This window comes from Mucilaginibacter sp., from assembly GCF_028288225.1.
Taxonomy (GTDB): Bacteria; Bacteroidota; Bacteroidia; order Sphingobacteriales; family Sphingobacteriaceae; genus Mucilaginibacter.
The window spans coordinates 120,803-146,431 of record NZ_JAQBOC010000017.1; the positions used below are offsets into that span (position 1 = coordinate 120,803).

The 25,629-nt window shown below is 34.8% G+C and carries 20 protein-coding genes and 1 tRNA gene; 1 reads left to right on the forward strand and 20 read right to left on the reverse strand.

Annotation, left to right across the window (positions count from 1 at the left end; genetic code table 11):
* Positions 1-54 precede the first annotated feature (54 nt).
* Complete coding sequence (locus JWQ54_RS04960) at positions 55-2,430, forward strand: TonB-dependent receptor (protein WP_299581114.1); 2,376 nt, start codon at positions 55-57, stop codon at positions 2,428-2,430.
* Position 2,431: 1 nt separating this feature from the next.
* Here the strand turns inward: JWQ54_RS04960 and JWQ54_RS04965 are convergent, their stop codons facing one another.
* The 20 genes from JWQ54_RS04965 to JWQ54_RS05060 all read right to left on the reverse strand — a co-directional run bounded on the left by JWQ54_RS04965 (position 2,432) and on the right by JWQ54_RS05060 (position 25,629).
* Positions 2,432-2,716: a GNAT family protein gene (locus JWQ54_RS04965; RefSeq protein ID WP_299581405.1), complete on the reverse strand. Its 285-nt coding sequence runs from the start codon at positions 2,714-2,716 to the stop codon at positions 2,432-2,434.
* 33 nt (positions 2,717-2,749) lie between these two features.
* Complete coding sequence (locus JWQ54_RS04970) at positions 2,750-3,169, reverse strand: hypothetical protein (protein WP_299581117.1); 420 nt, start codon at positions 3,167-3,169, stop codon at positions 2,750-2,752.
* Between the two features lie 320 nt (positions 3,170-3,489).
* Positions 3,490-3,563: transfer RNA gene (locus JWQ54_RS04975), tRNA-Pro, on the reverse strand.
* Between the two features lie 513 nt (positions 3,564-4,076).
* Positions 4,077-4,778 carry a ribose 5-phosphate isomerase A gene (gene rpiA / locus JWQ54_RS04980; protein WP_299581120.1) on the reverse strand — a complete coding sequence of 234 codons (702 nt, stop codon included), beginning with the start codon at positions 4,776-4,778 and terminating at the stop codon, positions 4,077-4,079.
* A gap of 90 nt (positions 4,779-4,868) precedes the next feature.
* Positions 4,869-6,098, reverse strand: a complete 1,230-nt coding sequence (locus JWQ54_RS04985; protein ID WP_299581123.1) for a sigma-70 family RNA polymerase sigma factor — start codon at positions 6,096-6,098, stop codon at positions 4,869-4,871.
* Positions 6,099-6,147: 49 nt separating this feature from the next.
* Positions 6,148-6,501, reverse strand: a complete 354-nt coding sequence (locus tag JWQ54_RS04990) for a YciI family protein (RefSeq protein WP_299581126.1) — start codon at positions 6,499-6,501, stop codon at positions 6,148-6,150.
* A 248-nt stretch (positions 6,502-6,749) separates the two neighbouring features.
* A complete protein-coding gene (locus JWQ54_RS04995; RefSeq protein WP_299581129.1) occupies positions 6,750-8,663 on the reverse strand; it encodes a nucleoside-diphosphate sugar epimerase/dehydratase in 1,914 nt (637 codons plus the stop codon).
* 274 nt (positions 8,664-8,937) lie between these two features.
* On the reverse strand, positions 8,938-10,065 hold the full coding sequence (locus JWQ54_RS05000; protein ID WP_299581132.1) for an aminotransferase class I/II-fold pyridoxal phosphate-dependent enzyme: 1,128 nt from the start codon (positions 10,063-10,065) through the stop codon (positions 8,938-8,940).
* A 597-nt stretch (positions 10,066-10,662) separates the two neighbouring features.
* Positions 10,663-11,274: a sugar transferase gene (locus tag JWQ54_RS05005; protein WP_299581135.1), complete on the reverse strand. Its 612-nt coding sequence runs from the start codon at positions 11,272-11,274 to the stop codon at positions 10,663-10,665.
* A gap of 2 nt (positions 11,275-11,276) precedes the next feature.
* Positions 11,277-12,512: a glycosyltransferase family 4 protein gene (locus JWQ54_RS05010; protein WP_299581138.1), complete on the reverse strand. Its 1,236-nt coding sequence runs from the start codon at positions 12,510-12,512 to the stop codon at positions 11,277-11,279.
* Positions 12,509-14,350: an alginate lyase family protein gene (locus JWQ54_RS05015; RefSeq protein WP_299581141.1), complete on the reverse strand. Its 1,842-nt coding sequence runs from the start codon at positions 14,348-14,350 to the stop codon at positions 12,509-12,511. Before JWQ54_RS05015 ends, JWQ54_RS05010 begins: the two co-directional genes overlap by 4 nt.
* Positions 14,351-14,375: 25 nt before the next feature.
* Positions 14,376-15,500, reverse strand: a complete 1,125-nt coding sequence (wecB, locus tag JWQ54_RS05020; RefSeq protein ID WP_299581144.1) for a non-hydrolyzing UDP-N-acetylglucosamine 2-epimerase — start codon at positions 15,498-15,500, stop codon at positions 14,376-14,378.
* 18 nt (positions 15,501-15,518) lie between these two features.
* Positions 15,519-17,642, reverse strand: a complete 2,124-nt coding sequence (locus JWQ54_RS05025) for a bi-domain-containing oxidoreductase (protein WP_299581146.1) — start codon at positions 17,640-17,642, stop codon at positions 15,519-15,521.
* A complete protein-coding gene (locus tag JWQ54_RS05030; RefSeq protein ID WP_299581149.1) occupies positions 17,639-18,163 on the reverse strand; it encodes a DapH/DapD/GlmU-related protein in 525 nt (174 codons plus the stop codon). Before JWQ54_RS05030 ends, JWQ54_RS05025 begins: the two co-directional genes overlap by 4 nt.
* Entirely contained in the window at positions 18,156-19,307 is a 1,152-nt protein-coding gene (locus JWQ54_RS05035; protein WP_299581152.1) for a glycosyltransferase, read from the reverse strand. The genes JWQ54_RS05030 and JWQ54_RS05035 overlap by 8 nt, the downstream gene beginning before the upstream one ends.
* Positions 19,308-19,402: 95 nt before the next feature.
* On the reverse strand, positions 19,403-20,752 hold the full coding sequence (locus tag JWQ54_RS05040) for a glycosyl hydrolase family 28-related protein (protein ID WP_299581155.1): 1,350 nt from the start codon (positions 20,750-20,752) through the stop codon (positions 19,403-19,405).
* A 19-nt stretch (positions 20,753-20,771) separates the two neighbouring features.
* On the reverse strand, positions 20,772-21,863 hold the full coding sequence (locus JWQ54_RS05045; protein ID WP_299581158.1) for a glycosyltransferase family 4 protein: 1,092 nt from the start codon (positions 21,861-21,863) through the stop codon (positions 20,772-20,774).
* Positions 21,856-22,971 (reverse strand): polysaccharide pyruvyl transferase family protein, encoded by a 1,116-nt coding sequence (locus JWQ54_RS05050; protein ID WP_299581161.1) that lies wholly within the window; start codon positions 22,969-22,971, stop codon positions 21,856-21,858. Before JWQ54_RS05050 ends, JWQ54_RS05045 begins: the two co-directional genes overlap by 8 nt.
* Positions 22,964-24,046 carry a hypothetical protein gene (locus JWQ54_RS05055; protein ID WP_299581164.1) on the reverse strand — a complete coding sequence of 361 codons (1,083 nt, stop codon included), beginning with the start codon at positions 24,044-24,046 and terminating at the stop codon, positions 22,964-22,966. Before JWQ54_RS05055 ends, JWQ54_RS05050 begins: the two co-directional genes overlap by 8 nt.
* 353 nt (positions 24,047-24,399) lie before the next feature.
* The gene (locus tag JWQ54_RS05060) at positions 24,400-25,629 is read right to left on the reverse strand and encodes an oligosaccharide flippase family protein (RefSeq protein WP_299581167.1); all 1,230 of its coding nucleotides are present in this window, start codon (positions 25,627-25,629) and stop codon (positions 24,400-24,402) included.

Genomic DNA, 25,629 nt, shown 5'->3' on the forward strand with positions numbered 1-25,629 from the left:
CAGGGAATATTATTGTGCTTGACTCTGAAACCAAATATTTTGAACCGAAACGACATGAAGTATTGTTTTTTAATGATGACCTTGTGTGTTTTTCTTTCCACTTCACATGCACAGGATCTAAATAACAATAGCAGTGTAAAAGGCAGCATTTCTAATTCAATGACGGGGAAGGCTGTGCCTTTTGCAAGTGTTTCCCTTTACAAGAACAATAAACACATAAAAGGAATGCTCGCCGACAGTATAGGCAGGTTTGAAATACAAAACCTTACGGCAGGCATATATTATATCAGGTTTAGTATGATGGGTTACCAGGCTTTACAAACCAAACCGCTGGCGTTAAATAACCAGGATACTGTATTAGATTTTGGCACGATATGGGTTGTACCTGAACAAATAAACCTTAAAACAGTCACCATTCGTGGTCGAAAACCATTAATTGAACAACGGGCTGACGGTATTACATTTAACGTAGAAAGTCTACCGTCAATTGCTGGTTCAGATGCTGCCGATGTGCTTAGAAATGTGCCAATGGTGGCTGTTGATCCCAATGGTGGGCTCTCCATCCGCGGAAGCTCAAATGTGAGGGTGCTCATTGATAGTAAGCCCTCTGAAGCGTATGCTTCATCGCCGGCAGATGCGCTGAAAATGATAAGGGGAGAAAATATTGTAAAAGTGGAAGTAATAACACATCCATCAGCCAAATACGATGCTGAAGGAACAGATGCTGTTGTGAATGTCATCACCCGGAAAATTAAAACCAATATCACCAATGGCAATGTAGGTGGTGACTTAGGGAACCGGAGTAAAAGCCTGATGGGCGATATCCATAGCAAAAATGGTAAATGGATCTTTAATGCTGATGCGTTTTATCAACATTACCAGAACAGGAACGGATCTATGCTGCAGCGCGAAACAGAGAGCTTACACCTTGTTCAGAAAAACGAAACAAAACAATCAGGGCATTATTTTTTTGGAGGAGCTAATATTTTTTATAGCCTGGATTCTTTAAATACATTCAATATAGGATACCGGATGCGTCCATCTGATGAAGCTACTACCGGTACTTCAAGTAATTATGAAGTGGAAAATGGAATACTTACACCTTCATTCCAAAGTAATACACGAACTCCAAACAACAATAAAGGAAACACTTTCAATGTTGGATATACAGGAGCTTCAAAAAACGGGCATAGCGAATTTTCGTTATTAGGGATCTACTTGTTACCAAAAAGCACCACAGGTTACAACCTTGCCCGACTACATAATGAAATAATTGATTACCGGGAAAACTTCAGCAATAGCAGCTCAAATCATGATTTTATTATCCAGGGGGATTATTCCAAATCCTTTGATGACCGTTGGAAATGGGAAACTGGAATTAAGATAGCAGAAAAAAAATTACAAAGTGAAAGCCGGTTTGACGTGTATAATTTCCAAAATGATAATTACGTTAAAGATACTTCCCGGTCTAACGGTTTTTCTTACAAAAGCAGTATTTATGCAGTATACAATAACCTTAGCCTAAAGTTAAAAAAATGGGGGCTCACAGCCGGAGCCCGTTACGAAAGAACAAAGCTGAATGCCGTTTTTAAGGACGGCCCGCTTGGTGTCCCATCGTTTGATAACCTGGTTCCTCAAATCCTGATTAATAGAATCATTAATGAGGAAAGCAGCCTGAAATTAGGTTATACTATGAAAATAGTCCGCCCTTATATTTCTTATCTAAACCCAACTGTTAATAAAAGTGACTCTCTGACACTCAATTTTGGAAATCCATATTTGAAACCGGAGATCACCAATAGCTACCAGCTTAGCTATACTGTTAATGCACCCCAATTATTTAAAGATATATCTATATTTTTCAATGACAACCGGAATACAATAGAAAATATCCGCACTCCTTTGCCTGGCGGCGTTTTTGAAAGTACATGGAAAAATACGGGACAAAATCAGCGGTTAGGCCTGTCTGCAACAATTAACTGGAAACCAACATCAGCCTTTAATTTAGGAGCAACGTTTACTGGTCAATATGTTTGGTTAAAAAGCCCGGCTTTAAGCATTACCAATAAAGGTTTTATGCGCGAATTGGTTTTAAATGGCACTTATAAATTACCAAAAGGCTACAGTGTTTATTTTTATGGCTTTTTTGATGCAAGAAATTTGAGCTTGCAGGGATACCGCGAGGGCTGGAAGTATTACAGTATGACGATCAGCAAAAAGTCAGAAAATGAACGTTTCAATCTAAGTTTAAAAATGGACGCATTCCTGACTCCCTACAGCTATATCGACGAGGAAATTACGACAGGATCCTTTCATCAATTACAAATTTTTCGCTATCAAAATCAAAATTTCAGGTTATCATTTTCATATAGGCTTGGCAAAAGTGAAATTAAAAGCCCGCGCATAAGAGAGTTTGATAATGCAGATTGACTTATTGATTAAGGTTTCCTTTGAGTATGAACCCGCAAATGCTGAAGCCTGCCTTTAATAAGGTTGCCTTTGAGGCTAAGTTGTGGATACTACAGCGGGCAGCAGGTACCCTGCCCATTTTATAGATCTCTTTCTTTAGTTCCTGGGTGATTAAGCTGCCATACCCTTTTTGACGTAAGCTTTCTTTTACTTCCATGTAAATATCAGCGTATGGCGGGTTATAGTTCAGCATAAATCCGCCACTTGCAACAACTTCACCATTTTGTTCCAGCACATATCCGCCTATATCATGTTTTGAGCTTTGTTCTTGAGTTTGCTTCTAAAAAGTCATTTCCGGAATATTTAAATGTGTTTGATAATGGTCTTCAAACAATATTGCTTCAGCTTGTATATTATTTGCATATTCGTAAAGCATTGAAGTTAAAAGCAAATCGTTGCTTTGACATTCTATCAAAGCGGCTTGAGAAACGGAAAGAAACTCCCGAAAAACAATATTTGAAAATTTCCTAAATGGCGGAATTAAATAAAATTCAAAAACGGCATCTCTGTCTTCCCTTTTATTTGCACCCCACACCGCTCCATAGCCGGCTTTTACACCATCTATAGTGAACAGGTAAGGATCTGCCCAGCCATAATCATGACACTTGTTATAAATAAATTGAAAATTATTTTCATGGAGAAATAATATACGGAAAGCGCGAATCTCCACCAACCCGGTTTTTATCACTTTTAAATCCATAAGATATTATAACTGGTTAATTAGTATACCCGCGATATCAATTCACTTTTTCACTGGGGCAATAGCACAATCGGTCAGAAGCCACTACGAAAAATACGCTCCATTTTACATTAATGTTCTAATCAATAAATCTACGAATTGCCTGACAAATAAGCCAATGCCCCGTGACGGACAGTTACGAAGCAAGCAGATCTTATTCAGTTCGGCTGAAAAACCAGGAAGATCATTGTGGTTATAGGTAATCCCGTGGCAAATAATTATTAACTAAAAACCCTCTTCAAGTCACATTGAAGAGGGTTTTAACTTGGTATCGCTTTAAGTCGGGATGGCAGGATTCGAACCTGCGGCCTCCACATCCCAAATGTGGCGCGATACCGGGCTACGCTACATCCCGAAAGGGTCTGCAAAGGTAAGCTTTAAACTTACTGTTGCAAATAAATTTTAATCATTTTTATATTTAACTGATTGTGCATATAAAGTTCTTTCTTGAAAGATATTGAATAATAATCCCGGGTAAATTTATACTCCCTTTAAGTCAACAGGTTAGCTTCAATTGGATAAATATCCAGTACAAATATCTTGGAGTGAAATTTTTTAGAAGTTTTTTATAAATCTTATACAGTAGTAGTAACTGACCAATGAATAATAATAAATGCTATACAAATAGCGCAAATTAGTCCAAGGATAACTAAAGTATAGAATATAAAATTTTTCATTAGGGGCATATTATTAAGTTAGTGCTGCTGAATTAATAATATAAGATTATTTTGTAGTAATTGCCATGTAATTAATATAAATCAAGTTATACGAAATAAATGAATGTGGAACACAATCACTTCAACCCGCACCCATTAATTTATCAAATTACAGACACTAATATAGGGATTTATAGAAACAAAGTTGCAAATTATTTAGCGACCAAAACTTCCACATCATAATTAATAAAAAGTCCGCTTTCTATTACTCCGGTAATTGATTTTATCTGTTGCTCATAATCAGGCTCAATACCTTCAAATTTTACATCCAATAAAAAATTACCATTTTCGGTTATAACCGGCCCGTCTTTCCCTTTTGCTAAACGTAATGCAATGTCTATTATATTCATTTCTTTTAATGCCGACTCCACATAGGTAAGAGAGCCCGGGTAAATTTCAACAGGCACCGGAAAATTAGTTCCCAGCTTATTAACCAGTTTTGTTTCATCAACAAGAATATAGGTTTTAGATCCTGATCGGATCAGCAATTTTTCTTTAAATAAAGCCCCACCCCTGCCCTTAATTAAACTATTATCCTGGTCAACCTCATCCGCACCGTCAAAACACCAATTAGGCCTGTCGGTTAACAAACTGGTTACAGGGATCTGTAAATTTTCACAGGTCATAGCTATTTCAAGCGATGCCGGAATAACTTGTACAGGTAAACCTTCTTCTTTAATTCTTTTTGCGATAGCAAACAAAGCCATGTAAACTGTTGAACCGGAGCCGGCGCCAATAATATCGCCTGCTTTTACCTTGTCTGAAATTTGTTGGGCAACCTTTTGCTTTGCTTCCTGGTTTATTATTGTATCTGACCATTGCAAACGATCCAATAAATTACTATTCCATTTCATATACTCAAATTATGAATAACAGAAAATGAAGTTAGTTTTTTATTTTATGAGGAGGTATAAATGTTAAGAATTTTACCTACGGTAAGCAGTTTATGATAATTTATCAATTTTATTTTGGATTGATTGTTTGTCCGGGTGTGTCTTTGCGATGAAAAGTGCTTTTTCAAAATTTTCCTTTGCTTTTTTATTATCAACGCCTGTATAAAGCTCACCAAGCAGCGCAAAATAAAAATGATTGTCCACAAGTTTCAGCTTTTCTGCTGCAATAATAGCCTCCTTCTTCCCATTTGCTTTTGAAAGTGCATATGTTCTGTTTAGCGCCGCTATTGGCGAATATTCTATTTGCAGCAAGCGATTATAAAGTTGCAGGATATTTTCCCATTTTTCTTTTGTGTCTGCCTGTTGAGTATTCCAGTAAGCTATTGCGGCTTCCAAATGGTATTTTGAAAGTTTATCACCGATAGTCGCACAATTTAAAAAATAGCCGCCCTTAGCTATTAAATCTGAATTCCAGAGGTTGGAGTCCTGTTCATCGTATAAAATAAGCTCTCCATTTTCGTTTATACGTGCATCAAACCGTGAGGTATGAAAGCACATAAGTGAAAGCAATGCATTTACCTGGGGTTTATTGGTGCTTTTATTTTCTATAAGAATATAGCACAATCTCAAAGCTTCCAGGCACAATTCTCTACGGATTGTTTGATTTTTACTTACAGAGTAATACCCTTCGCTAAATAACAGGTAAATTGTTGTTAAAACTGTTTCCAGCCTTTCGTCGATTTCCGGTTGGGTGGGAAGTTCAATCCTTATTTTTTCTTCCCTCAGTTTTTCCCTTGCCCTATACAATCGTTTATTTACGGTTTCTTTATTTACAAGGAAAGCTTCCGCTATCTCGTCAATTCCAAAACCGCATAAAATACGAAGCGACAATCCAATTTGCGCTTCCGGAGGAATTAAAGGATGACAAATTGCGAACATCATTTGCAATTGGCTATCGTTAATATTTTGCGGGGACAGGTCAATTTCAAATTCATGCGGCTCGGATGAGTTTTCTTTTACTTTTACCATTACCTTGTTTTCAAAGGTTAATTCGCGCTGCAAAAAATTTTTTGATTTATTTTTTGCCACATTGTACAACCACGCAACCGGATTTTGCGGAATACCTCTCAGTGGCCAGGTTTGCGCGGCTGTAACAAAAGTATCACTGGTAATGTCTTCAGCCGTTTCAATTTGATCAAAACCAAAACGCCTACAAAGTACAGCAACAATTTTGCGGTACTCTGATCTGAATAAATGAGGTATTAACTCTTGCTGTTTCATAAATAAAAAAGTCGCTATAAAAATATAGCTTACAGAGACTTTATATTTTTTAATGAAGGCCGTCTCTTTTAGCAATTTTACGTACTTCTATGGTATTGCCTTCTCCCTGTAATATAGGGCTCCCTTTTGCAAATTCAACAGCCTCGTCAGCAGAACTTGCTTTAACAATAATGTACCCGCCAATTGTCTCCTTAATTTCACCAAATGGCCCATTAGTAACCATGTTATTATGGTGTACAACTCTTGCGTCATCAAAAGCCAACCCGTTGCCACCGCTAAATTTATTTTGTGAAGCAATACCACCTATCCAGTCCATAGTTTGTTTCATCCAAATTTGCAATTGTTCAGGCGACGCTACCTTTGAGCCATCTTCATGCCTGAAGATCAAAATAAATTCGTCCATTTTGTTTCGATTTTAACTGTTAATAAATATATGAATTACACAGATAACAAACGAAACTATAAGGATTGGACATTGGGCCAATAATATTTTCCCGATTACTGTTGCAACGCCATAAAATAACATAATCATCTACAAGCTGTAGCAGCTATTTTATTTAACAATAGAATGATTGTTAAGAAGCCATGGAATTATTTTAAATGAAATACTGAATTTCTCTGCCGGGCTAAGTAAAAGCCCGTCAACAATGTTTATACAAAAAAAACATCCTTATTATCAAGTTCTTCATATTGTGAATTCTTACTGATAAACTCAGGAACCATTTCTTTCATTTTATTTACCACACCAAGTACGTCATTTTGTTTATTTAGTGCAAGTAGTTCGCCAATATCATTATGTACCTGCTCATAAGAATAATCTATTACCTGCGAGATTTTAATTTTTTCGTGGTAGGTTGGCATTGTATTTTCCCCATCATTCAGCAGTTCTTCATATAGTTTTTCACCTGGTCTTAAACCGGAGTAAACAATTTTAATATCTCTATCAGGCTGTAAACCGGCCAGTTTTATCATCTTCAATGCCAGGTCTGTAATTTTAACAGGCTCACCCATATCAAAAATAAATATTTCACCACCGGTTCCCATTGTACCGGCTTCCAAAACTAAATGTACAGCTTCGGGTATGGTCATAAAATAACGGGTAATTTCAGGATGAGTTACGGTTATTGGGCCACCTTTTTGAATCTGGGCCTTAAACCTTGGTATTACTGAGCCATTGGAGCCTAATACATTACCAAATCTGGTAGTAATAAAGCGCGTGGCTCCATTATTACCGGGGTCCTTTTTAAGCGATTGAATATAAATTTCAGCAATTCGCTTGGTTGTACCCATTACATTTGATGGGTTAACTGCTTTATCAGTAGAGATCATTACAAATTTATCAACCCCAAAAGCAACCGAAAGATCAGCTACATATTTAGTGCCCAATACATTGGTTAGTACCGCTTCTGTAGGGTTCTCTTCCATCATTGGTACATGTTTATAAGCTGCCGCATGAAACACTACCTCAGGGCTATAATCAATAAACAGTTTATGCATTCTGACGTAATTTCTTACATCGGCTATAAAGATTTTTATAGGCACATCCGGGAAGCTTTCTTCTACCAGTAGGCGTAGCTCATGCAATGGTGATTCAGCCTGATCGCACAAAATAACCATAGAAGGATTATAGGTTAAAACCTGTTGCACAATTTCAGATCCTATTGAACCTGCTGCTCCTGTTATCAATACCCGCCGGCCTTGCAGATCTTCAGAAATTCTTGTGGTATCAATTTGAATGGGCTTCCGTTGCAATAAATCCTCAATTTTTAAATCTTTAATTTGTTGAAGGTTTAGTTTTCCATATATCCATTGATCTGACGGTGGTACAGTAAGCACCTGAATTCCTAAAGCAAGACATTTTTCCAGGGCTATTTTCTTAGCTTCTTCATCAAGATGATGATTCATAATTATAAGCCTGTCAACCTTGCGCTTTTCTATTAGCTTGTCAAGCTTATCAATATCATATACTTTAAGCTGCTGAATTTCTTTATTAATTTTGTTGGGATTATCGTCAACAAATCCTATTACTGAAAAATTAGTTTTCACGCTGCTTTCCAAAGCCTGCTTTACAAGAACAGCGCTGGGATCAGAGCCATAAATAAGCACAACGGTTTTTGTTGCATTTGAGTAATTATTAATATAATAATAAGCGCTTTTAGCTGCTGTTCGCAATAAAATTAATAAAGTGCTGGATACAGAAAAATTAACCAGCATTACCATATTGATAGTAACTGTACTAATAGGCCAGCGTGGTAAAAACCACAAATTTATTACTAACAAATATATTAAAGTACATAAAAATACAGCACTGAATATCCGCAATACATCTTTTGTATTTGAATAACGGATAAGGCCCGTATGTATACGCATTATATACATTACAGCCAATGAAATTACACAATATAGATCTGTGTAAATAAAAAAGTAACCTCTTAAAATATTTATAAACTCAAAGCGGTAGACAATGAAATATGAAGTAGAAAAGGATGCAGCAACGATAAAAAAATCTAATATTACTATCACCCATCGTGGCACCACTTTATTAAATAGCAAATATTTCTTCATAAGACTACTTTTTTAGTTGAAGTAAAAGTAAGATTATATTTTTATAAAAAACCCCAACCTACTTCTGTGAAATTATTATATCATTAATCTACAGCATATTAATCACTACACCAAGGCTTAATACAACATAATATACAAATAATAATACAATCAATAAAACCCGTATTAAAATAAGAACTCAAATTTATTATTAACTGATTTCGTGCAAAGGCCTGCCAAAATAAAAAAAGTAAAAAGCTTTCAATGTTACAAACAAAGAAAAATATAAAACAGGCTAAAAATGTTGTTTTATGGTATCTACTACTCTTTTTAAATCTTCATCCTTAAGGTTTGAACCCGATGGAAGACATAAGCCTTTACTGAAAAGCGGTTCGCTTACACCATTAGTATATGATGGATAATTTTGAAAAACAGGCTGTAGATGCATTGGCTTCCATAGCGGGCGCGATTCAATGTTTTCTTTTTCAAGAGACAATCTAAGTGTTTCCCTGTTTACACCCTTACCTTTGGACGGGTCGACTAATATTGCAGTCAGCCACCGGTTACTAAAATAGTGATCAGGTTCATATAAAAAATCAATACCTGCTATTCCGGAAAGATTTTTTAAGTAATATTCATAAACTTTTCTTCTTTGTTTAACTCGTTCAGGTAATACCTGCATTTGTCCACAGCCGATAGCAGCACATACATTGCTCATTCTATAATTATATCCAATTTGTGAATGCTGGTAATGCACTGCAGCATCCCTCGCCTGGGTAGCCAAAAATCTTGACTGACTAATAAATTTTTCATCGTCAGAAATTAGTGCCCCACCGCCACTGGTTGTAATGATCTTATTTCCATTGAATGACAGTATACCCATTAGTCCAAAAGTACCTACTGCCTTCCCGTTCACCGATGATCCTAATGCTTCAGCAGCATCTTCAATAACCGGTATTTCATATTTTTCACCAATTGCAATAATCTCTTCAATTTTAGCGGGCATCCCGTAAATGTGAACTGCAATAATCGCCTTTGGTTTTTTACCTTTTATTATACGATCCTTAATAGCTGTTTCCAATAAATCCGGACACATATTCCATGTTTCAGATTCGCTATCAATGAATATAGGAATAGCGCCTAAATAAGCAATTGGATTTGCCGATGCCGAAAAAGTAAGACTTTGGCAAATCACCTCATCTCCATTTGCGATGCCAAGCATAATCAAAGCAAGATGTAATGCCGCTGTCCCGGAGCTTAAAGCAGCGGCATATTTTGAACCTGTAAATAATTCAAGGTCATTTTCAAACCCATTAACGTGAGGTCCTAGAGGGGCTATCCAATTGGTATCAAAAGCTTCCTTTACAAAGGAGAATTCCTGTTGACCCATGTGAGGACTGGAAAGCCATATTTTTGGATTCATATTTTACTGTTAGGTTGATTGTATTTAATAATTTATCAGGATAACCTGCTATAACAGTATAGTCAGGAATGTTTTTATTATTGCCGCTTCGTCCAAAATTATATGCTTTTACCTGCCTTTATACGTTGTATTCTAACCATTAAAGGTACTTATGCGTGCCTTCACTTATTGTTAAATTTCCACAAAGTAAGGTATTAGGTGATGTACGGGTAAAATTAACAAATATGCAATAATCTTTAATTACTGCATATGAATTTACAATTGCATGTACACCATTAATTATATTTTGCATTAATAATCCCTCCAGGCATTACCATGTTTCGCTGGCCAATTGCACTGCATTGAGAAATTATTGAATTTGGATGAATAGCTTTAGCAAAGTTAAACTGTTTATTTGTTTTTTTGATAATAATTTTTCTTATTATATATCAATGGAATAACTATATATTAATTGACTATAATATTAGTTGGTAATTTAGAAACCTTGAGGCTAAATACATTTCATCTTTAGGGCTTCTTTACATTTTATATTATTAATTATCAATAATTTTCCTATAAACTTATCATAATCAGGTACAACGTAAAAGTTATATATTATCAACCTGCAAATTTCTCCATAGTTGCCGATGTTGACGAACTAATCCCTTCCGATTTAAATATTTTCTTTACAGTTAAAAACAATATTTTAATATCTAATAAAAAAGATATATTAGTTACATACCAAACATCATACTCAAATTTTTGCTTCCAACTAATTGCGTTGCGGCCATTAACCTGTGCCCACCCTGTTATTCCCGGGCGTACCTCATGCCTTTTTTGCTGGACAATATTGTATAGCGGAAGATATTCTATTAGTAATGGCCTTGGACCTACTAAACTCATATCGCCTTTAATTACATTGAGTAATTGCGGTATTTCATCCAAAGAGGTTTTACGTATAAATTTACCCAGACCAGTAAGCCTCTCAGCATCAGATAACAACTCGCCGGCACTGTCACGGCGATCATTCATTGTTTTAAATTTTATTATTTTAAAAATCCTACAATGCCTGCCTGGCCTTGCCTGGAAAAAAAACACGTTACCATCATTAAAAATTAATAGTAATATAATTACCAATAAAAAAATGGGCAACAATATGATAAAGCTTATCAAACTAACAGTTATATCAAATAATGGCTTAAAAAAAAATTTATAAATATTAGTTAACATGCTCAGTTTTTAAATAATTGCAGGTAATCAATATACTTATTGGCTAAATTTTTTCTATCAAAATTTTGTTTTGCATATAAATAACCCGCCTCACCTTCAAGCCGCATTCTTTCAGGGTTATCCAAATACAATCTTACCTTCTTTGCAAAATCTTCCGGGTTTTCCGGCTCAACAAATATGCCCGCACCTGCCTCCTCAACTAATTCTCTTGATACACCGTCTATAGCCATTAAAATAGGCTTTTTGCATGCCATATAATCAAATGTTTTATTTGAATACACGGTTTTAAAGGTCTCGACATTTTTAAGTACAGATGTACCCATGTCTGACGCGAAAATATATTTAAATACTTCGGCCTTGGCTACAGGATCTAAGAACGCTACATTATTTAGCTTCATTTGAAGGGCTAAATTCTTTAGATGATCTTTCTGCATCCCCTGCCCTATTAAAACAAATAACACATTTGTATCCCGTAATAGATTACCGGTTTCAAGTACTTGCTCAAGATGATTAGCAACACCGTGCGCCCCCACATAAGTTATTACAAATTTCCCATTCCATCCGTGTACTTTCCTGAATGAATCTATATCAAAAGTCTCGAGCAAATGATCAGACAAGCTAAAATCGGCTGCATTTGGAATAAATATAATTTTTTCTGGAGAAACATTTTTCTTTTCAATGAGCGTTTTCCTGAATGCTGGCGTTAATACATTTATTTTTTTTGCTCTTTTATAGATAAATGCCTCGAGAGTATACGCAAGTCTGATAATAAATTTATTTGTTACTACCCCCGTATCAATGGCAGATTCAGGCCAAAGATCTCTTATTTCAAATACAAATGGTACTCTCTTTATTCTTGAAAGCAGGTAGCCCGTTATGCCAATAAAAAGGGGGGGCGATGTAACCAATATAATGTCATATTTGCCTTTTACCTTAAACAGTCCAGCCCAAAAAGCGGAGAAAACAAACGAAAAATATCCCCATAAACGTCCCAAAAAACCAGCATTATAGCTTTCAGAAACATGGGTACGCCAAACTAAAACCTTTCCCTGCTGATTTTCTTTAAACCACTTACCTTTATATTCAGATCTTTTTTCGTTTCCATTATAATGCATCATGCCCGCTATAACAGTAACCTCATTTCCCTGATCTGTCCACTGTGCAGTTAGCTCATTAAACCGGGAGCCTCCGGGGTCATCCTGCTCCAGGAAATACTGATGTAATAATAATATCTTCATTCTTTAATTGAGATGATGTTTTTAATGTTGTTGCCTGAAACTGATAATACCAATTCCGTGCAGACCTCCTTTTTTCCATAAAAAACAGAATGGAAGCCGTGATGCACATTGGGGACGATTTTATTACCATCTGCTAATGCATCAATATTAAGTAATTCAGGATAACAAGTGTGCCATAGTTGATTTAACATTATTCCTTCAGGTTTCCCATTTATTGTGTCCTCTATTTCCCATACAGGTTTATTTTTATAAATAATTACTTTACGGGTATGCGTAATATTTTTATTTATATGTTGAAAAGCCTTGATTGTACCTTCAAACGTAAATGTATCCTCACTCTCTTCTGTTTTTACATTTTCGCATTGCGACCATTGGTACCATATAAATCTTGGCCCCTTTTCCATTTGGTCGTAATTATCAAGCATTACTGTATTATGGGAGCATGTACCCATAAAATATTTTAATGTATCCTCGTTAGTATTGTACTTGTAGCTGCCTGCATCATGTAATATATTAATACCTTTATACCAAATATCTAAATGAAGATTATCCGCCTGCGAAGGACGGTCGTGATGATTGCCGCACCGGATAAAACTTAATGAGTTTTCCTGTCTGAAAACATAATACCCTCCTTTATTAAAAGCAGTGTATCCATTAGTAATACTAATTTCTTCGGAGTTGTTGCGTTGGTTAAGTCCATACCAATTGGCATCTTCAAAGCTGCGATGTTGCCATTTCAAACCCAATGCATAGCTCAAAGCTTCCAGCTGAGGTCGATAATCTCTGTAATGGTTGTCATTCAATTTAAAGAATAAAGCACCGTCATTTGCGCCATAATTGGGCAACCAGCCACTATCCTTATCCATGCAGCTTGTTAAAAACAGCAAACTTCTTTTTGCCCTTTCATAAACTACTTCACTAAAGTTGTCACCATTCAAATCAGCCAGGCGGATAGCCCAGGTTAAAAGTTGAATCACCACGCGGTGGTAATTCATTGAAAACTGAAGAAAGGTGCCATCGTCATAAATTTGATAAGCAATCTCTTCTTCAAACCAGCGCTTTCCATCTGTTTTCCACTTAGCAGCATCCGGAAATTCAGGAAATAAGGTGCCTGAAATATATAGCAGTAAAGTTTCTGTAATGGCGTGATTATTTCTTACTGCAATTCTTGAAAAATTTATATTGTTATATACATGATGTATTTGCCAGTAAATATAATGTTGAATTTTTGCAAATAGATCATCAGTAAGGTTAACGGAATTCCTGTAATAATATAGTGCAAACGTCCAATTGAGTATCCGCAGCGATATTTCCTGACTGCATTTAAAATTAGGGCCGCGGTTAATACCGTTTTTACCAATCCAATTTTCTATTTCGGCAAATATTTGCTTTGAGCAATCAATGCCTGAATATTGCTCATACCGAATAAATGTATATATGTTTGAAAATCGTGATGGCTCCCATACAAATTTAACATCCCCTGCTTCTTCTAAATAATCATTAATGTCTATCCAATGGGATTTGTCATTATATTTAAAGCCGGTTTCAGGGTTCGTAACCCAATCAAAATCATCACCAAGTTTAAACTCCAAACTTGAAAAGAAAATGTATTCAAATTCAGATATTTTTTTATAATCAGTAGTTAATTGTTTGGATAACGGAAGTTTAAACTGAAGTTCTTCTTTAGAGTTGAAGAAGAAAGGCCGAGCATTATTTCTCCAGTTGCTTAGTGTATAAAAGCTTTTAAATTCAGGATCTAACGGGAATTTTTTCTTTAAAAGCCCCGTTCGTTTTTTGAACTCAAAACCCGATCTGAAGATGACATATCTCCATCCCATGTTACTAAGTATCCGGCTAACTTTTTTAATTTTTAATAGCACTGATTATATTTTTTTTGATAGAAAAAACAGATATAATAGCATCAACTATACGTAAGGAAGTTTTACCATCCCATAGTTCAGGAATACTTCCTTTTTTCCAGTTTCCTGAAAATAATCGCTCAAAAGCAGGAGGTATAGCAACAGGATCAGTACCCAAAAGTTCGTTAGTACCAATAAAACATGTTTCCGGCCGCTCAGTATTATTGCGTAAAGTCATACAGGGTACCCCCATGACCGTAGTTTCTTCTGTAATACCTCCGGAATCAGTTATAACCGCCTTTGAATACTTTACCAGGTAATTAAATTCAAGATACCCAAGTGGATCAATAAGGTGTAAATTGGGGCTCGCAACGCCTATGTTTTGAAGCATTTTTGCTGTACGCGGGTGTACTGGAAATATTAGTGGTAACCCTTTTGCCGAAGAAACAATAACGTCAATCAGGTTTTTCAAATGCATTTCCTGGTCGACATTTGCGGGTCTGTGCAGGGTCATTACAATATATTCCTTTTCCTTTAAGTTGAGCTCTTCCCATATTGTGGGTTTAACAAGGTATGGTGTTTGCTTTAGCAGCGTATCAATCATTGTGTTGCCCACAAAAAATATCCGTTCGTCACCAATCCCTGCACTTCGCAAATTCTTATTGGCGTCATCAGATGTGGTGAAGAAATAATTAGTAATGCTATCAGTAACCAATCTGTTAATTTCTTCAGGCATTGACCAATCTCCTGATCGAATCCCGGCTTCAACATGTGCCACAGGAACGTGTAATTTTTGAGCAGTAATTGCGCATGCCATCGTAGAAGTAACATCCCCTACCACCAATACAAGGTCGGCCTTATTTTCAAGCAGCTCCTTCTCAAACCTAATCATAATAGCGGCAGTTTGCTCAGCTTGTGTGCCTCCACCTGCTTCAAGATTAGCATCGGGTTCAGGGATACCTAATTGCTCAAAGAAATTGCCAGACATTTTTTTATCATAATGCTGACCCGTATGAATTAACCGGTACTGAATATTATACCCCTCAGACTGCTTTTGTTTCATAGCATCAATAATTGGTGCTATTTTCATGAAATTGGGGCGGGCGCCTGCAATAATTGCTATATTCATTTAAAAAGTTTCGAATGTTTATTTAATGTTTACCCAACTATTTGTTTTAAGGCTTTCTATTGCTGCGAATGAAGCACGGGTTGTGTTTATAATTTCATTTAAAGGAATTAATGCCGGGCCACCGTTCTTAATAGCCTTTATTAATTGTTGAAATTGATTTTTATGCCCCTTATCTAAACTGGTTTTCAATTTAGAGAATCCTTTAAAACCAAAACCTGTTGTTACTCTGAAATTGTCTATTATAACAGTTCTTTCCTGGCTATAAACTTCTATCCTTTCTTTTGAATAAGCCTTTGATCCATTAGCAAAATAATTTATTACCCCGGTTGAACCATTTTCATATTTGAGTAAAATACTGGCATTATCAGTGTTTTCTGCTGGATTTATACCCATTGCATTCATGCAAACGGCTGTAACATTACTTCCAGTAAAATAGGTTATAAGGTCTATAAAATGGCATGCTTCGCCAATTATTCTTCCCCCTCCAATATTCATAGCATTTACCCATACGCTTTCCGGGATAAATCCTGCATTCATTGTAGCTATAACATTCACGGGGGCATTACCAATAATTTCCTTAACCTTTATGGCATGAGGTGAAAAACGTCGGTTAAAACCAACAGTTAATGTTCGTGGTTCAGGTTGCTTGTTATAAGAATCTATTACCTGAACAAGTTCAGTTTCATTTAAAGCCAGCGGCTTTTCTACAAAAACGTGTTTGCCCGCCATTACAGCTTCGGCTGTTATGGATGCATGTTTATTATGACGTGTTGTAATTAAAACCAGGTCAACATCAGCATCGTTTAATATTTCCTGGTAATTAGTTGTTGAATGTGAAAAGTTGTATTTGTGAGCTAATGCTGTACCGCTTACGCCGCTTGCACTTGCAATATATTTATAATTGGCATCACTGCTTTTTAACGCCGGCAGCATGGTCATTTTTGTAAAATTACCGGCCCCGATAATCCCGATCACCCCTTTTGAGGAACTAAAATTGACATCTTTTAATACAATGGTATCAGCTGGAAGTTGATCATTTCCTTCCGGATACTTTAATATTGAAGCAATGGACTTTCTTGAACCAATTTCGCTATAAATACTTTTATAATCTTCAATTGCTACAAGCTCGGTTATCATTTCTTTAACCTGCAGTTTTCCCGAAGCTATAGTTTGTAATATGGCATCAAAATTTCGTTTTTCTGTCCACCGTACAAAAGGTAAAGGATAATCATTTCCCTGCTGTTCATAATTTTCATCATACCTGCCTGGCCCGTATGAGCAGGATACCTGGAAAGATAATTCCTTTTCGTAAAATTCAGCGCGACTAATATTTAATCCAATTACACCTATAAGTACAATACGGCCACGCTTTCTACTCATTTTAGCGGCCTGTGATATGATCTCATCAGTTTTAGCAGACGCTGTGATAATAACACCATCAGCTCCAGTGCCATTTGTTAACGATTCAACAAATTTAACACTATCGCCACTTTTAGGGTTAAACGGAATTATGCCCCATGATTCGCCTAGCCTCAGCTTTTCGTCATCAATATCAACGCCTACCACCTTGCAGCCATTTGCAATTAATAACTGAGCCGTTAATAACCCAATAAGCCCCAGACCAATTACAACAACAGTTTCACCTAATGTAGGATTAAGCAAACGAATGCCCTGCAACCCTATTGAACCAATTACAGTAAAAGACGCTTCATCATCACTAACCTCATTAGGTATTTGCGAAACCAGGTTTTTTGGTATGCATACAAATTCTGCATGCTGGCCATTTGAAGCAACCCGGTCTCCTACTTTAAACTCACTTACACCGTCGCCAACGGCAATTACTTTGCCAACATTACAATATCCAAGTGGTAATGGTTCACCCAACTTATTAAAAACAGCCTCGAGGGTTGGAACCAAACCATCCGTTTTTATCTTATCTAAAACTTGCTTAACCTTATCCGGCTGCTGCCTTGCTTTTGAGATAAGGTTTGATTTACCAAACTCAACCAGCATACGCTCAGTACCTATTGATACCAGTGACCTTGTGGTTTGAATTAAAACAGTACCTCTTCTTACCTGTGGTGCAGGAACATTTTCAAGTATAGTTTCGCCGGTTTTAAATGATTGTATAATTTGTTTCATTCTCTATTTTTTATTAACCTGGCTGGTATACCGCCTACCATGCTAAATGGTTCTACATTTTTAGTTACAACACTTCCCGCAGCAATTATAGCGCCCTCACCAATATTAACTCCGGGTAATATTATGCTGCCTGCACCTATCCAAACATCATTTGCTATTGTTACCTTCTTTTTAGTATGACCGGCATAGAATATCTTTTCAATGCCCGGAGGTATTACATGATTTGCTGAAAATATCATTGTGTTATAGCCTACTAAAGTGCGGTCGCCTATTTCTACGCCTCCGGAAGTTGTGATCAATACTCCCCATGCCAAGTCTACATGGTTGCCTATTGTAAGATTAGTGCCCGGGCTAATTTTTATTCCCGGGTAATAAGTTATGCTCTTACCTATTTTTGAAGATAGTAATCTTAAAAAGTTTGATTTTATAAAATTAAACAATTGATGCCTTGGTAAAATAAAAACCATAGCACTAAGCATTTCAAATGAACAAATCAGAAAGTTTTTTATACTTTTATTCACTTGGCACTAAATTTAAAAGAAAATCAAGTTGCAATTTAACTTTTTGCGTAGGCGTGGGATAATTGACCAACGCAGCTTCACCTTTTTTAACTACTTCATTATAACATTGTTTATTTTCTATAAGGTCAAATATTTTTTCAGCAATAATTTTAGGTTCATCTCTTGGTACATAAATTGCAGCATCATTGCATATTTCCCGTGCCCATTCCAGATCAGAAATAATCAAGGGAGTTTTGAAGGTCCAGCATTCAATAATATTGTTTGAAAAGCTCTCTAACAAACTTAGTAACATTAAGGCATCAACCTTATTAAATAAGCTCTTAACTTCCTGTGGTTTAACCTGTCCGTAAAAAACAATATTATCTTCAACACCCAGTTTTTGAGCTTCTTTTAAAAAAGCCGCTGATTCTGGTAAATTTGCATTTACCGTTAAAATAAAATTCACTTTAACACCATAGGGCTTTAACTCATTTAAGATAAGTGGAATTTTTTCAATATTCTTATTTTTATGCCAACCACTCAATATTAGTATATTGAAGCCTGGCTTAACCCGTTCTACATTAGGCTGATCTATTAATTGAGCTAATTCCTTTGCCTGGAGGGATATTGAAGGAGGTATAAAAACAGTTTGGTCAGCCGGATAATTAAATAATCTAACTGCTCTGTTGAGCATTGATCTGTTTTCAAAAATTATTCCATTGGCATCTAAAGTTCTTTTTAGCCTGTAGTGATCTATAATTTTTAATTTTATTCTTTTTACTAAAGAATATTCACTCCAGAAATCTATTTCCGGGTAAAAAATATTTGAATAGGCAGAGCCAACAACAGCGGGGATTTTTAGCTTGGGGAGCCCTGGGCCAAACATGGTAAAAACAACATTGGCATTAAACTTTTCAACTATTTTATTTAATTTAAAGTGTTCAAACTTCAGCCTTTCTGTAATGCTATTTTCAACACTAATTATGTTTTTAAATCCAAAACTTTGAAGGACGCCTTCAATATGGGTATTTTTTGTTACCAAAAACATGAAGGAATATCCAAAGCATCTTTCTTTATGCAAAACGCTAATAAAATTTGTTGCTACCTGTTGTCCTCCGCCTTTTTTTATAGGAATAAGATTTAGAATAATTTTATAGTTTAACATAAATAAGACTAACTATACTACGAATTAATATTCCGCAATAATAATTAAATAAGTACAAGAAGGTTGAGTATCGCAAAGGTACAAAATACATCAGATTAATTACCTGATGATAATTGCTTTTTTGAATTTGTACTAATGTTGCCGGCTTTATTGTGTGAAAAGATGGCGCCGTCCGAGTTTATCCTATAATCTTTTGCATTATTTGATTCATATTTAAAAACACCCTTAAAGTTAGATTTAGGCCCTGTTTCGTATATTCCTAAAACATGTGAACCTGTACAAGTATTGTTTGTAACTGTAACATTTGATGGTGAAATAAAATCATTAACCTGCGTTGAGCTCATTCCAGCGGCTCTTTTATTATTTGTTATTAATCGCAAATTTCCCATTCCAATTTCTATTGCACTAACGCCATTTTTAGTATTACATTCAAACGTATTGCCTGAAATAACACAATTATCTACAGCCATAGCCCTTAGCATATAAGTTGGGCTTGGAATACCATCCGGCAATTTAAAATAATTGTTAATAATTTGAATATTTGATGGCTTGTAGGCATTTTTGTTTGCCAATCCAATTTCAACCATGCACAAAGCCCCACCGCCGTTAAATCCGCCGGAAATCTGCCTGGGTATGCGTTCTACATAGTTATCTTTCACAACACCATTTTTTGAGTTTTCCATCATTATCCGACCTTGTGTACTGTAACACTTATTATTGGTTATTTCAAACCCATCAGTATTATGTACTGCAATTGCATCATCTGCTACACCATACACATAATTATCATGAATTTTAATATTAAATCCATTTGATATTCCAATACCCTCACATCCTGACGCATCTTCTTTGTGGAGAACTTTATTTTGGAAAATCTCCATGTTTTTAACGTTTGATGAACGGCACCAGCTTGCATTATTAACAGACTCAATTGACAAGCCTCTGGGGTCGCCTTTTACTCCGGACAAGCTTAGGCCTTTCCAGTCAAATACACAATTACTAATCGTACCTCCATCCGCATTAAAAAGATTAATACAGTAGTTGAATACTGCATTTTCCGAACCCGTGAAAGTAATATTGGTTATTTTTCCGCCCCACGTTCTTACAGAAGCAGCCTTGCCTGTTATCCCAATAGCAAACCAAAACTTTTTACCATCGGCATTTGACAGATCATTATTAATTTTAAATACTGATTTGGTTTTACCTACAATTGAGGCATTACCATATAAATAAATGTTATTATTTATAACATAAGTTTTATCACTTACCAGGATAGTTTTGCCGGAGCTGATTGCAGTTTGTAAAGCTTTAGAATCATCCCGCACGCCATCGCCAACAGCTCCATATTGTTCTAAAGTTACGGTATTGTCATTCTGAACAATGTATGCTTTTGTGCTGAAACATAAAATGATGTTTACAAGCGCTAATAAAAATAGGGGTTTCATTTTATTATTTTAATTTAAGTTATAACAAGCGATTAACGATCACATTGACTTTATCAATATATTTTTTTTTATTTAACGCATTAAACACAGCCCCGGATGCTGCTGCCCTGACATCCATATGATCATTATTAAAATTTAAGTTAATGGCGTTTATAAACTCATCAGCATTTTCAGCCATGAAACAATGTGTTCCTGAAACAATTGCGCCCAATCCGTTAAATGCGGTTTTATCCCCAACAGTTATACATCCGTTTTGCATTGCCTCAACGGTTTTATTAATTAATCCATACCCTTTAAAAATTGGGGAAACTGACATGTGCATTTTTTTAAAGAAAACAGATATATCAGGATAATAGTTCTCCAGAAATACAGACGTTTTTAACTCGTAATTGTTTTTAATTACTTGATTAAAATATTCTTTAGAGCCTTTCCCTAATAAATATATCCTTGCATTTTTATTATATAATAATACCTGTGGCCATATTTTTTTAAAAAACCAATTGGCGATATACAAATAGCTGCCTGCAAATGAAGCTACAAAGGCTATAGAGTTTATATCCCGGTAAAGGTTTAAATTCTCCGCATGGTTATTAAACTGCGGGACGTTAGGGACGTTTTCAACTTTTGAAAAAGGGAATATTTTTTTGAAAATAGATGTATCCGTCTTTGTTTGAAATAATAACAAGTCAACAGAGTATGCGATCCTTAATTCTTTAAAATACGCAATTATCATGCGTAAAAAAGTCCTCGTTACGTATTTAACAGTAAAAAAATTGAACCTATACGCCAAAATTATTTGTTTCCAAACGGCATAGGTGTAACAATCGCTTAAAAGTGCTATACATTTATGATATTTAAACGCCTTTTTATTTTTTAAAAAGTATAGCGTTGAATTGATGGGGCTGGATAATACAATATCAAACTGAGGTAGGTTTGGCAGTGTTATTTTTTGTGGCGTTGAGTTTTTACTAACCTTAAATTCTGATGATCCGTATATAAAATATGAGACATCGTGATCTGTTAATAATGATGAAATGGAATTTACTGCAATTGAAACTCCGTCAGAAGGGGGATCACAATCTTTTTCAATTACAATTAATATTTTAGCCATTAACTTTAAAATGGTTTAAACTCAGAAAACTATAATCATCCTTAAATTCAACAATAGACGAATTATTTAAAATCTTACCAGCTTCATCAACATATATTTCAGCAGATTGGTTTACATCAATCATAAACTTTTTATCCAAATTTAGCTCGTTGAAAAAATCTACACATTTGCTATGATATGAGATCATAAAGAACGGAACCTTTAAAGCGTATCCCAATATTGCCCCATGCAAACGTACAGAAATAATTAATTTTGATCGACTCAATAGTTCACAGAATTCATGAGGATTATTGTTATACTTAACAATTTCTACAGGTAAGCTTTCAAAATTATTTGACCGGATTAAGCCTTCGATAGCCAGCGTATCATTTTCCGAAGAAAGATAATATTCGCAAAAACTATGAAATTTAATGGTGTATGCAGGGAACTGTTTGTTAAAGCCTAAAATAAAATCTGTTAAAAATTTATTTGTCTTCTCATCAATGTGCCCTTGTCTTAAAATTATTGCTATTGAGTTTTGTTTATTTTCGTTAAACTCTTTTGTAAGAGGGTATCCTAATGCCAGGTCTGGAGCCAGCACTGCATTCTCATTTTTGCTTAATACAGTCATTGACCGGTTATCTCTGACTGAAAAAAAATCTACGCTGGGGACGAACTTTTTAAAAGCTGTTAACTCTTCATCATTTTTAAAAGGGCCGATAGAAACGCCAATAGAATATATCTTACATTTAGAATTAAAAATATTTTTAAGGTGGGCTATTTGTTGGTAAAATCCAGTTAATGAAGTACTATGATAAATAGTACCGCCACCAATGATAATGATATCAGATTTTAAGGCGATAAGTAAAACAATATAAATCCTATTGAAAAAAGTTCTTATAACAGGAATAGAATTATAACGATCAAAGTTTTTAATTGCTTTTACTTTTATAGCCTTGTTATTTAAAGTTGATTGGAAAGCAGGCAAACTATTTTGATCTCCAATAATTTTAAATAGCGCTTCAGGATATTTTTTACTTAGATTATCAATTATAACATCCGTCATAACATCATCGCCTAAATTTTTCCTGCAATTCCAACCAACTAACGTTATTGTTATATTAGGCATATTTTATGCTTTTTAACCCCTTGATAAACTTGTAATAAACAAAAAACAAAATAATCTTTATCAAAAATATAGCAATTATAAAATCGTAATTACCTGACATTATAGCGTTTATAACGAAAAATGTATAGCTAAAAAATATTAGATATAAAAACGACAAGTTCTTTATTCTTGATATCAGCTTTATAATTAAGCCTTGTGCCAGTCCAAAAAGAAAAATGCCAACAAATGGAATGTTGCCAAACATCAAATCTAAACTTGCATAACCTCCTATAGCTCCAGCATTTTGCACATCATCAGGCATGTTTTGAATGTATAAGCTCACAGCTTTTCCTGAGTTCACCGTATTTTTAAATGAACCGAAAGGCAAAACCATATCCAATGATCTGTATAAGGTTTCTTCAATTCCAAAAATAACATACAGCTGTTGAGAATTACCCAACTTTGATTTTGCAATACTTCCATCAACACCTATAAATCTGGAAGTAACCTGGTTATAGGATTGAACAGGACTTTTGGTAAGAAAATTATCTAATGATTTTGAAAAAATGTTTACTATGCTTTTATCGCCACTGTAAATAGAGTACTTTATTTGATCACCTAAATTGAAACTAAAGGGTATAAGTATTAATAAAACTAAACTGATAGCAGCCACCCTTATGGCTTTAAATTTGCGTTCAACAATTAAATAATAGGTTAGTACCGAAACTCCAATTAGTAAAGCGCTGGCTTTACTACCGGTTGCCAATAAGGCTACAGTAATAAAAAATAAATTAAGCCACAATACCACTTTTTGTCCACGGGTTAAATATGTTTTATAAAAAATAAAATAAACAATTATTATGGAGATTATTAGATCCTCGGGTGCAAAGCGTGATAAAAATGCCCACGATGAGTTGATGGCCCTTCCCTTTACACCCACTTCCAAAAACACATTGAGAAAGACCCTTATAAAAACTAATGTACTTAACAAAATAGCTATTGCCTTAAAATTGTTAATCAAAAATTTATCTTTATTTAAGTTCCAATTTATGGTTATTTTATCCTTTAAAATACCGTTTTTTCGTCTCAAATTCATTAATGAATTTGAAATGGTAAATCCTAAGTAAAGGAAAAAAGTATTTATTAATATTATAAACATTTCATTAATTAAAACATCTTTTGACAGAGCACTGGTTGTTTTACTGTAATAATAAAATTCAGGGTGATAATATAAAATAAGGGGTCTTAAAAAGTACGAAAATATAATCGACAACAACATTATATCAAATGTTCTGTCGGCTATTAACGATAATCGTGAATTTAGCCTTTTGAAAATTATAGACATTAATAAAAAAGTGCTATAAATAACCGCAAGTTCAAGTGATAAGGAAGCGCTTATAATAAGCTCTCCGATAATAACGAATATTAATATTTTGTATATTGAATATCTCATACCGGTGATCTTAACTTAAAATATTTAATGCAATAAAACAGCAATATTGCCACCATAATAAAATAGGTGGCAATAGTTGCGTAAACAGCTCCCATGGCAGCAAATCTGCTAACTAACCAACCATTCAAAATTAAATTGACAATCAGTGTAACAAGTGATGTTGTACCAATTACTTTAGGCTTATCTAACCAAACTAATACTGAATAAAGCACAATAAATATCCCTTGCAAAGAATATGCGAAGGCAACACCCAAAACATAATTTAAAGAGTATGCAAATTGTTTGTTTATTAAATATGGATAAATTACATATTTACATGCAGCCAGAATAATTAAGGGTAGTACACATAATGATATAAAGTAATAGAAAACAGATCTATAAACAACCCGGGAATTCTTGTCAAATTCTTTTGCTTTTTCAAAAAACCATGGTTGCCATGCTTTGCTAAAAGACTCTGTATAAACCAATATTGACATGCCCAAAGTATAACCTACTGAATAAATACCCAATGCCTTAATCCCAACCATTTCTTTAATAAAAAACCGGTCAGAAAAATTCATTACCATATTTGATAATGTTAGTGGGATTAGCGGTAAAGCAAACTTCCAGTTGGATTTAAACACCTCTTTATCATAACTAAAATCAATAATGCCTTCTTTCCTTTGCATATAAAATGAAAGTGAGCCATACACAATTAAAGATATAAGCATTCCCCATGCCCTACCCTGCCATGACATTTTAAAGGCAATAACGAATAATAATGATAAACCAACATTAATTACACTTTTAAAGATCTCATATTGACCATACTTGAACACGCGGTTTGAACACCGCAGAATAGTTATATAATTCAAATTCAATGAATTGAATATACCTACAAGTAAAACAAAAAATATCCAATAATAAGGAACATCAAATTGCACTTTAAAAACCTTATCTAATAATGTATAAATAATAAGTAAAACAATAAAGCTTCCCAGTACAATAATAAAATGATTAGAGTTAATCGCTTTAATACCAGATTCATTTTTGAAATAATTTTTCGCGATCAACAAGTTCCCGCTCATATTCATCAAAGGGTAAGAAAAAGATATAATGATGGTTATTACGGTAACAATACCATACTCGGCCGGATTAAGATATTTTGTTAAAAAGGGTAACAGTAAAAATGGGATAGCCCTGTTGATGATAGAAGTTAATAAATAAATGGAGGAACTTTTAAACAC